The sequence below is a fragment of the Roseimarinus sediminis genome (assembly GCF_050433125.1).
Taxonomy (GTDB): domain Bacteria; phylum Bacteroidota; class Bacteroidia; order Bacteroidales; family Prolixibacteraceae; genus Roseimarinus; species Roseimarinus sediminis.
Window position 1 is genome coordinate 197,933 of record NZ_JBNPXV010000005.1, and the last position, 10,763, is coordinate 208,695.

Sequence of the window (10,763 nt, forward strand, 5' to 3'; positions counted from 1 at the left end):
TAAATAGGAAACACCATGAAAAAATTCCTCTCCATAGCAGTCTTTGTGATCTTGTTTGTTTTGCTTCTGCTTGCGATTTTTCCCTTGCTGTTTAAGAATCGCATCAATGAGGCCTTGCTCAATAAAATCAATTCGTCGATTGACGCGGAGGTCAGTTACGAAAACTATCAGCTCTCACTTTTTCGCTCTCTGCCCGATTTGAAGGCAAGCTTTAATGGCGTAAGCGTGATGGGTAATGGAGCCTTTGAGAATGATACACTGGCAGCCTTTGATCGTTTGTCGGTCGAAATTGGCTTGCCGGCTTTTATACGATCAGGCGAAATAGCAGTGAATTCGTTGAGCGTCAGTAAGGCGGTTCTGAATTTAATTGTCAATGAAGAAGGACTGGCCAATTGGGAACTTGTTGCCAGCGACGAGAATGCTGTAACGCAGAGTCCCGACAGCACAGCCGAAGGAATCAATATCTTGTTGCAGGCTGTTTCAGTCAGTGATTTCAGTTTTAGTTACCACAGCATCAAGGACAATTATTTATTCAGCATCAGGCATCTCGACGGAAAAATGAATGGTTGGGCGCAAGGAATGAAAACAATTCTTGATCTGGAACTCCAAACTCCTTCGATGAATTTCAGCTACGATAGTATTGACTATCTGAAGGATGCTGCTGTTGGTTTAACCACCAGCCTGAATGCCGATCTCGATCACTATCGTTTCGATTTCGACAGCAGGGAGTCAAAGTTAAACGGAATGCCGCTTCAAATTGAAGGTGGTTTTGAGATGCCCGGCGATTCGATGCTGTTTGATATGAAGATCCAGCTTCCCGGCATCGAAATGAATGAGTTGTTGAAACAAATACCTCAGGCTTATGAACACTATCTGACCGGTGTTACAGCCACAGGAGAAGTAAGTGCAGGAGGAACGCTGAAGGGGATTTACTATCAGGATCAGTATCCGGCCATCGACCTGGGAATTTCGCTTCGAAATGCAAGCCTTCAGTATCCTGATTTGCCCGACAGACTGAACATCAGCAGTTTGGATGCGCGCATTCAAAAGGTCGAAGGGCCGCTCGAGCTGCTAACGGTAGGCATGCGTAATTTTAAAATGGAATTGGGTGGAAATCCGTTGGAGATGCATGCTTTCATGAACTCGCTTTTTACCGATCCGGCTGTCGACATGCAAATGAAGGGACGCATCGACATGGCATCGCTGACCAAAGTCGTTCCCCTGGGAACTACCAGCATGAAAGGTCTGCTTACCGTCGATGCAGCCATTGCCGGCACCTATTCAGCCCTTTCGGAAAACAATTTTTCTGCTTTTCAGTCGTCGGGTAATGTGGCACTGAGCGATTTCTTTCTTGCCAATGATAAGCTCCCTCAGGGACTTGAAATTAAAAATGCCGCTTTGGTGCTGCAGGGACAACAGCTTAAGGTGCAGGGTTTAAACGGGCGAATGGGCAAAAGCGACTTTCGTCTCGATGGAACCATCGATGAGTTAATCAGCTATGCAATCGACGACGCCGTACTGAAGGGAACTTTCAAACTGCAAGCCAATCAGCTGGATCTGAACGAGTTTTTGAATGCCTACGAGCCCGACGAAGCTTCGGCCGAAGGAGTTTATCTGCCGGCCGATACCAGCAATACAGCCACCGATAGCAGCTTTGTACTTCCGGCCAACATCAACATGGCTTTCAATGCGAATGTGGCACATTTGTACTTCGATCGAATGGATATCAGCAATTTTACCGGACGGGTACTAATCAAAAATCAACAAGTGCTGCTTGAGGGACTTAAAATGGAAATGCTGGGAGGAACACTGAGAATGAATGGCAGTGTACTGGCCGATGGGACCGATGAACCGAAGGCTGCACTTAAAATCAATGTTGATCGCTTCAGTCTTAAAGAATCGTATGAGCAAATCAGCATGGTGAAACGTTATATGCCCTTTGCAGCCAAAAGCGATGGCGATTTTTCAAGCGGACTGACAGTCGATTCCTACCTGAAAAATACGATGGAAGTCGATTTGGCCTCGCTCAATGCTGCCGGATCGTTTTCGACTCACCAGGTAAAACTGGTCGATCCGCAATTCTTTTCTGAATTAAAGTCGGTTATCCGTGTCGATCAGATAAAAAACCTGACTGTCGATGATTTTACGGCGGGCTTTTCCATTCGCAATGGCGACCTCTCCATCGAACCTTTTAGCACCAAACTGGCTCAACAGCCCGTAGCGCTTTCGGGTAGCTATAACTTTGGCGGAACACTCGATTTTAAGGTAGATGCCACGCTTGAAAAGGCAATACTTTCGGAGCAGATAAATGCCATCATAGCATACGTCCCCGGGCACGAACGGGTGAAAACACTCGATGTTGGAATTCGCATAAAAGGTGATGCCAAGAAACCTACGGTATCAGTCGATTCAGATAAAATCAGGCAACAGGTGGTGAAGCAATTACGCGACAGCTCGCCCGAAGAATTGCAGGACGCTGCCAAAAAGCTGCTCCGTGATCTGTTTAAATAGAATCGTTAAAAACCGTTAATTGTTAAATATTTTATAAGATCCGGCAGGCAAAAAAAATATCTTTTCAATATTTTTGCCTGCCGGATTTTTTTTGGCAATGCCCTTATTTCAAACCACAAATATTCATTCGTTAAATAAAAATTGAACAATGAGAAAAAATAGCCTGACCTTCGGTTCTTCAACTTTTTTATTGCTCTCTGTTTTATTTCTTTTTAATGGAGCAGCCTGCTCACCAAAAAGTAACAATGAAAATAAAGCGCTGTTTAATAAGCATTACAAGGAAGCCATTGTAGAAGGGCAACAGGAACTGCGTCAGTACCTGCTTACTTCGTTTACCCCCGGGGCTTCGGTGGCTGTTGCACACAAAGGTGAATTACTCTGGTCACAGGGTGCCGGTTTGGCCAATAAGGAACTGGATGTGAAAGTCGACCGCTTTACAAAGTTTCGTATTGGAAGCAACTCCCAATTGTTGACCAGCTATCTTGTTGCACAGTTGCATCAGCAGGGAAAGCTGCATCTCGACAGTAGTTTCTATCATTATGTACCCGATTTTCCAAAAAAGGAATATGATTTTAGTCCCCTGATGCTTGGAGCAAATGTGGCTGGTTTTTACGAAACCAACGCATCCTACATTCAATATCTCGATAGCTTAAAAACTTTCAGGGAATTTTTGGGCGTTTTCGACTCAAAGCCTCTGATGTATGAACCGGGAGCACATTATGCCAGATCGGATTACGGGATTGCCCTGCTGGCTGTTCTGGCTGAAGAAGTAAGTTCGCTTCCCTATTCTAAACTGGTAAAGGAATATGTAATTGACACCCTGGCACTGGAGCATACCCTTGCCGACATGCCCCTGATCATCACCGAAAATCGCAGTGCTCCTTATGATCTCGACTACATTGCAAGGCTTGTGAATGCGCGCCCTGTCAACCTGATGCCCTTTTTACCGGTACAGGGTTTTCTTTCAACACCCGAAGACCTTGTAAAGCTGGGCCAACAAATGGTAAAGCCTGGTTTTTTTAATGAGGAAACACTGCGTCGGATGACCACCAGGTATCGCTTAAGCGATGGTCGTGAAATCAATTATGGTTTTGGCTGGATCATCACCAGCGACCGTTTCGGTCGTAAGGTGTATGGTAGTATTGGCCGTACAATAGGGGGGGCTTCAATGGTAATGGTTTATCCCGAACAGGAACTGGTGGTGGCCATGTGCTCGAACAAACCCGACGAGGTAAACGAGCTGCCAGCCGATAAAATTGCCTTTCACTTTCTGAATAAGATTGATCCGCGTTCAGACGATGAAAATAGCGGGACAACTGAGTAAACAGTGATATATCCGTGTTTATTTTGCCATCATCTTAAAGCGTTCGTTGGCACGAATTAAAATGCGGTCGACCAGACGGGGAAATAACTTGTTGGCCAGGGCATTCAACTTTCCCAACGTTGTCAGAACCCGTTTGAAGCGTCCTTTTTCAATATTGCGAACAATGGCTTTGGCTACCTGATCGGTGGTTTGCGCATTTTTCTCACTGCGGGCCTCAATGGGAATCAGGCGCCCGTCGGCAGCAATGGTACGCTTAACCGGATCGTTTTGTGTATAGCCAACATAGGTGATGCCCACTTTGATCCCGGTACTGTGAAGTTCAATTTTTAGTGATTCGGCCAGTGCGGTGAGTGCCATTTTTGCCGAACAGTAAGCCGAAATGCTTTGCAAACCCCGAATGCCGGCAACACTCGACACAAACATGATGCGGCCCTTGCTTTTTTTCAGGGCAGGAAGCGCCGCATGCGTTACGTTCACGGCTCCTAAATAATTTACTTCCATTACTGTTTTGAAAACCGAGGGATCGACTGTTTCGAAATCGCCCCGCATCGATACACCGGCATTGTTAATCACCACATCGATTTGCTGAAATTGTTCCACGATTTTATCAATCATCGAAACACAGTCTGTATAGCTCGTAACATCGGCTGCCACAGCCATCACTTCAGCTCCGGCAGCTGCAAGTTCTTTTCGGGTGTTTTCAAGGCGGTCAACAGTACGGCCGTTGAGTACTACTTTGGCTCCTATTGATGTCAGCAGCCGGGCCGTAGCTTTACCAATTCCCAGGTTAGAGCCGGTTATCAGTACTACTTTGTTTTTGAACGAATAGGCCATTTTTCTGATTTAGGAGTTCAACAGAAGTTATTTTTTGAGCACCATGTCGGAGTGGTGCTTGAGTGCTGTAAATGAATTGCTCCATGCCATGGCAAGATGTACAAAAAAGGCAATCCACAAGGTTCCCGTAAGTGCGGTAAGCCAGCACAAAGCCAGTCCGAGGATGGCAGCCCCAATGGTTTCTTCGAGGCCCTTGGGGATATGGGTAGCCGAATAAAGCGCAATGTTAACGGCAGTGGCCGGCCAGAATCCCAGGGTATCGACCAGCGGGAAAAACAGCACGCCGCGGAACAGCAGTTCGTAGCCAAAAAGATAGAAGGCCCAGGCCAGTGCATTGGCAATCACCAGCCGGCGGGTCCATACCTTGCTTCTTATTTGTGGATAATTTGCCAGGTTTTTTGGTTTTTTAGCACTTTGCATCGAAACCGGAATGATCAGCGCACTGATTCCCACAATCCACACCAGGGAAGTGAAAGCAGTTTCAGGCAGAAAGTGTAATCCCAGTTTTGCCAGTGTGTAATTGTCAAGAAAAATAAGGGCGGCCACCGTTGGGAAAATGCCCATTAAAACAAAGCCGGCATATTTGGTAAACAGGATGTGCCGGGCACTTGCCTTGTCGTGATCGTACTTTCGGTAGAAGTAGTTTTTAACTTTCTCCGATTTAAAAATAAACCAGTACACAGTAAAAAATGCAATGGCAATCAGAATAATGAAGAAGCTTTGAAAATCGCCGGTCTTCCAGCTCAAATCAGGTTGAAGTGTTTGGTATTTCATTGCAGCATCTTGTTTTTCTTAAACCATTCAAAGGCTTCGGCAATGGCTTCAGCAATGGGGGTTTGAGGAAGCATGAGCTCCCTGATGGCTTTATCTGATGAATAATAATGTTCATCGCACGAAATTCGGGCAAGCGGATAATTGACCGAAGGGGGTCTTTTGCTGATATGGCCCCAAAAATTACAAAAGCGACCATAGGCCAAAACCATTGCATGGCTTAAGCGAATACGGGGAGCAGGTACCTTAACGGTTTGGGCGATCAGCGTGAAAGCTTCTTTATAAGTCAGGTTTTCATGGCCCAGAATGTAGCTTTCTCCAATTCTTCCCATGGTTAAAGCATTGCATACTGCCGTGGCCACATCTTTTACATAAATGTAGTTTTTTCCCCCCGGGGCATAGCCGGGCACTTTCCGGTGATAGATGGCCATAATCATTGCCCCTGAACTGGGACCCGAATCGTAGGGACCAAACATGAAGGTAGGATTCACGGTAATGACGGGTAATCCTTTCTTTGCTTCTTCCTGAACCAGCTGGTGGGCTTTGTATTTTGAGTCCATGTAGCCCAATCCGTATTTATACGATTCGTATGGCGTTGCTTCGCTTGCAGGATGAATTTTATTGCCCGGGCCAAAGCTGTTGGCAGTACCCACATACACCATGCGCTGAATGCCGTGTTTTTTCGCTGCGGCAATAACATTGGCAGTGCCTTGCACATTCACTGCATCGAGGGCAGTCGATTTAACCGGCCAGGTTTTGGTATTGGCTGCTGCATGAATCACAGCGTCCATTCCTTCGATGGCCTTCGATACCGATTCCTGATCGAGCAGGTCGCCGTACACCGAAGTAAGTTGTAATCCGTTGAGCGTAGCTGAATGCCGCGTTGCCTGTATCAGAACATGTACCTCGTAGTTTCTCGAGAGCAACTCACGAACGATGTTGCTTCCCAAAAAACCATCGGCACCGGTTAGTAATACTTTTTTGATTTCCAATTTCATGGTTGAGAGTCAGGGTTTTGTTTAGATGTCGCTTTGGGGGTGACATCAGGGCTTGTGCTTATTTTTTAGTATGATAAAACTAGAAATAAATTTTGTAAACACAAGTTCATTTCATGGTTTTATCTTAAATAGAATGGCTCGAAAACAAGTATTTGGCTTAGAGCCCGTTTTTTAAATTGCTAAAATAGCGTTATTTTTCCATCCGGTTTCATTCAATTTACATGAATAAAGTTCGGGAGTTTCGATCGATGATGAGGAATTATTTCTTTTTACTGTTTGCTTTGTTGTGTTCACCGGTGCTTTTGGCGGTTCAGAACGAACTGAGTTTTGATGCCTATACCCAGATGGAAGGACTTCCAAATAACCAGATTCAGTGCATTTATCAGGATCAGCAGGGATGGATGTGGTTTGGAACCAGTCAGGGCCTGAGCCGTTTCGATGGCTATGAATTCGACAATTTCCAGCCGTCCTTGTCCGACAGTGCTTCCATCAGGGGAAGTCTGGTGCGTGTGATCGTTGAAGACCGCCAGGGGCGTTTGCTAATTGGAACAGAAAATGGCGGCCTCAATGTATTTGATCGTGAAACTGAATTTTTTCATCATCCCTTCGATCGGCACCCGCAGTTAGCCGGGAAAGAAATATCGGTAAACGACATGGAGGAAGACCAGGAAGGTCGTCTGTGGCTGGCTACAGATAATGGAATATGGATAGTCGATACACTTGAAAACATTGTTTCGCTTTCGGAACTGAGTGCTGGAAACGACCTTTGCAGCGGGCGTTACGTACGTGTGATACAGTTTGATAATACCGGTCGCTTATGGGTTGGTACCAATAACGGATTGATTCGGGTTGATGCAACAAGTTTTGAAAGCGAAATATTTGAGCTCACGCCCAATGCAGTAAATCCGAATGAAATTTGGGAGCTCTTTCTCGATACCGATGGTTCCATGTGGATTGGAACCTATTTGTATGGGATGTTTGCTGTCGACCCCATTAGTTTAACCGTAAAGCACATCGAACTCGAACCTGCGTATGAACGCAGCGAAACCGTTCGTACCATCTCTCGCGACCGGGATGAACAATATTGGATCGGAACCCGCGGTGGCTTGTATGTTTATGAGAAAGCCAAAGGTGCCAAAGCTTTTTACCGTCACGACGACCGAAAACCCGGTAGTTTGATCAACAATTCAATACTCGATGTTTACCACGACAAAAGGGGAGAGACCTGGATCGGAACCCGCGGAGGCGTGAACCTGCTGGCGCGTAGTAAACAGGTTTTCCGCAATTTCAGTGCACAACCCTCTGATAAAAATTACCTTAACAGCAGCATCGTTTATGCTTTCTGGGTCGACGAGCAGGAGAATATCTGGATTGGTACCGAAGACGGGGGGGTGAATATTTATCATCCCCAAACAGGTACTTTTACCTATTTGATGGCCGATGAAAAGCGCGCCAACACCATATCGCGAAACTGTATCAAGGCTTTTGAAAAAGATCGCTACAACCGGCTTTGGATTGGTTCTTTCTGGGGAGGAGTCGATGTACTCGATCTTAATACAGGTCGGATTCATAATTTTAGTCACGATCCTGATCATCCGGCTTCCCTGGCCGACGACAAGGTGATGGACTTGCAGCTCGATCACGAAGGATATATCTGGGCGGCCAGCTGGGGGGGAGTCGACCGAATCAACCCGGAAACGATGACGCTTGAACACTTCGGCCATGTGGTGAACGATCAGGTGAACTGGCTGATGATGGATTCGAAACACAACATGTGGATGGGTACTCCCTCGCAGGTGCTTATTTATAATCCGTATTCAAAGAAAATAACCCGATACAACGAACATACGCGTTCAGCAAGCGAAGACTCACAAGGGCGTTACTGGGTGGCAACACTCGACCGGGGCCTGGCGCTTTACAACATTGAAGATGGAGTGCAGAAATACTTCACTACCAGCCAGGGGCTTGTCAATAACCAGGCTTTGTGTGTACTCGAAGATGAACAAATGAACCTGTGGATCAGTACTACGAACGGGCTTTCAAAATTCGATCCGCAAACGGGTGTGTTTCAGAATTACACCAGTAAGGATGGCCTGCGAAACAACCAGTTTTCATACGGGGCAGCTCACAAACTTCCGAATGGTGAGCTGATGTTTGGCGGCATTGCAGGTTTTAATATTTTCGATCCGCTGGAGGTGAAAATCAATAAGGAACCGGTTCCATTGGTGTTTACCGATTTGAAAATTTTTAACAGAAAGGTACTAATCAACGACGGAGAAGAACCCATACTGACCAAAAGTATTTCGCAAACCAGCCAATTGGTATTGCCCTACGATCAAAAAGTTTTTACCCTCGAATTTGCAGCCTTGAATTATGTAAACAGTCAGAGTAATCTGTACAGCTACTATCTCGAAGGTTTCGATCCCGAATGGAATGAACCCAGCACTGCGCGCTCGGCAACCTATACCAATTTGGATCCGGGCGACTATACCCTTCGTATTAAACGGGTTGTGCCGGGTATTGATGAGCACGGTGAAGAATTGCAACTGTCCATCTCAATTCTGCCTCCTTACTGGCGAACTACCTGGTTTCGTTCGCTGGTTTTCCTGGTTATTATGGTCATTATTTTTACGCTGATCCACTTCTTCGTTTATCGTGAAAAAATAAAGAACGACCTGGTAATTGAAAAAATCAAGGCCCGAAAGCTGCACGAACTCGACATGCTGAAACTGAAGTTCTTTACAAATATCTCGCACGAAATCAGAACCCCGCTTACCTTGATCTTGGCTCCCCTCGAAAAATTGAAGAACCGCCAGCTGAATCCGGCCGAAATGGGGGCACACATCGATATCATGTACCGGAATACCAAGCAACTCGACCGACTGATCAACCAACTGCTCGACTTCCGTAAACTCGAAACGGGAAATCTGAAGCTCGAACTGATGCAGGGCGATTTGGTGCGCTTTGTCAACGAGGTGGTGCATTCGTTCGAGGCCTATGCTGCTGAAAAAGCGATCAGGCTTCAGTTCAATACCTTGCGCAAATCGATGGTGGTGCGTTTTGATCCTGACAAAATGGAAAAAATTCTGAATAACCTCCTTTCGAATGCCATTAAGTTTACCGAAAACGAAGGGAAAGTAGTGGTCAATCTTTCGCTGGTTTTCGACAGCAACGACGATGACCTCGACAACAGTCAGACCGATCGTCAGTTCATCGAAATTACCGTTCGTGATACCGGGCAGGGCATTGCCCAATCGAACCTTTCGAAAATTTTCAATCGTTTCTTCCAGGGAAGCGATAAGGTGGAACAAACCGGAACAGGAATCGGGCTTGCCTTTGTAAAAGACCTGGTAAAACTACACAACGGTAAAATATTTGTGAGCAGTCAGCCTGGTAAAGGGAGCAAGTTTACAGTGCGTATTCCTTATTTATTGAGTGAAAAGGAAGAGGAAAACCAGCAAAAAGCAGAAGATGCACTACCGGACAAAATCGAGGTGCAAAAAGAACCCGAAGTAGTCGATGACGATTCAATCCCTGCCAATATTTTATTGGTAGTGGAAGATAATCCCGATGTTCGTCTGCTGATTGTAAGCCATTTTTCATCTGCGTTTCAGGTGATGGAGGCGGCCAACGGACGCGAAGGCTGGGAACAGGCCCTTGAAAATGTACCCGACGTGATCATTAGCGACATCCTGATGCCTGAATTGGATGGTTTTGAATTGTGCAAGAAAGTAAAACGTGATGAACGTACTTCGCATATTCCGGTTTTGTTACTAACCGCCCTGCACTCAAAGGAACATATCATCAAAGGCCTGTCGATAGGAGCCGATGATTACATTACCAAACCCTTCGACCTGACCATACTGCAAACAAAGATTGAAAACATGCTGGCCGTACGTAATTCGCTGAAAGAAAAGTATTCGGGCGAAATTACCCTGCAGCCGCAAAATATTACCATTAGCTCACCCGACGAAAAATTCCTGCACAAGGCCATGGAGGTGGTAGAACTTCACATTGCCGATCCCGAACTCGATATTGAAGGCTTTGCCCGCGAAGTGGGTGTGAGCCGCATGCAGCTCTACCGTAAACTCAATGCCTTAACCGATATGACGGTCAAGGAGTTTATCCGGAATATCCGGCTGAAGCGCGCTTCCCAGTTGCTGGTACAGGATAAAATGACGGTTTCGGAAATTGCCTACAATGTCGGCTTTAAGGATTTGTCGCATTTTCGCAAATGCTTCCGTCAGATGTACGGTATGAATGCCACCGAATACATCCGGCGCAATAAATCGGAGGAGAATGAAATCGCCAGATGATAGAGACAA

6 protein-coding genes are annotated in these 10,763 nt (G+C 46.0%); 3 read left to right on the forward strand and 3 right to left on the reverse strand.

Annotation, left to right across the window (positions count from 1 at the left end; all coding sequences use genetic code 11):
- Positions 1-15: 15 nt before the first annotated feature.
- Positions 16-2,511 carry an AsmA-like C-terminal region-containing protein gene (locus tag FHS86_RS08470; RefSeq protein ID WP_429412570.1) on the forward strand — a complete coding sequence of 832 codons (2,496 nt, stop codon included), beginning with the start codon at positions 16-18 and terminating at the stop codon, positions 2,509-2,511.
- Between the two features lie 148 nt (positions 2,512-2,659).
- The gene (locus FHS86_RS08475; RefSeq protein WP_429412571.1) at positions 2,660-3,835 is read left to right on the forward strand and encodes a serine hydrolase domain-containing protein; all 1,176 of its coding nucleotides are present in this window, start codon (positions 2,660-2,662) and stop codon (positions 3,833-3,835) included.
- 18 nt (positions 3,836-3,853) lie between these two features.
- On the opposite strand, the gene FHS86_RS08480 is transcribed toward FHS86_RS08475, so the two are convergent.
- Genes FHS86_RS08480 through FHS86_RS08490 form a run of 3 tightly spaced genes read right to left on the reverse strand, consistent with a single transcriptional unit; the run spans position 3,854 to position 6,438 of the window.
- On the reverse strand, positions 3,854-4,669 hold the full coding sequence (locus FHS86_RS08480; protein ID WP_429412572.1) for an SDR family oxidoreductase: 816 nt from the start codon (positions 4,667-4,669) through the stop codon (positions 3,854-3,856).
- A 27-nt stretch (positions 4,670-4,696) separates the two neighbouring features.
- Entirely contained in the window at positions 4,697-5,443 is a 747-nt protein-coding gene (locus FHS86_RS08485) for a CPBP family intramembrane glutamic endopeptidase (protein WP_429412573.1), read from the reverse strand.
- Positions 5,440-6,438 carry an NAD-dependent epimerase/dehydratase family protein gene (locus FHS86_RS08490; protein ID WP_429412574.1) on the reverse strand — a complete coding sequence of 333 codons (999 nt, stop codon included), beginning with the start codon at positions 6,436-6,438 and terminating at the stop codon, positions 5,440-5,442. The genes FHS86_RS08485 and FHS86_RS08490 overlap by 4 nt, the downstream gene beginning before the upstream one ends.
- 221 nt (positions 6,439-6,659) lie before the next feature.
- Here FHS86_RS08490 and FHS86_RS08495 point away from each other — a divergent pair, with 221 nt between their 5' ends.
- On the forward strand, positions 6,660-10,754 hold the full coding sequence (locus FHS86_RS08495; protein ID WP_429412575.1) for a hybrid sensor histidine kinase/response regulator transcription factor: 4,095 nt from the start codon (positions 6,660-6,662) through the stop codon (positions 10,752-10,754).
- Positions 10,755-10,763 lie beyond the last annotated feature (9 nt).

What these genes read in the sequence shown, in the direction of transcription:
- FHS86_RS08470 (WP_429412570.1), top strand. Translation starts at nt 16, where the DNA reads ATGAAAAAATTCCTCTCCATAGCAGTCTTTGTGATCTTGTTTGTTTTG.
- FHS86_RS08480 (WP_429412572.1), bottom strand. Translation starts at nt 4,669, where the DNA reads ATGGCCTATTCGTTCAAAAACAAAGTAGTACTGATAACCGGCTCTAAC.
- FHS86_RS08485 (WP_429412573.1), bottom strand. Translation starts at nt 5,443, where the DNA reads ATGAAATACCAAACACTTCAACCTGATTTGAGCTGGAAGACCGGCGAT.
- FHS86_RS08495 (WP_429412575.1), top strand. Translation starts at nt 6,660, where the DNA reads ATGAATAAAGTTCGGGAGTTTCGATCGATGATGAGGAATTATTTCTTT.
- FHS86_RS08490 (WP_429412574.1), bottom strand. Translation starts at nt 6,438, where the DNA reads ATGAAATTGGAAATCAAAAAAGTATTACTAACCGGTGCCGATGGTTTT.
- FHS86_RS08475 (WP_429412571.1), top strand. Translation starts at nt 2,660, where the DNA reads ATGAGAAAAAATAGCCTGACCTTCGGTTCTTCAACTTTTTTATTGCTC.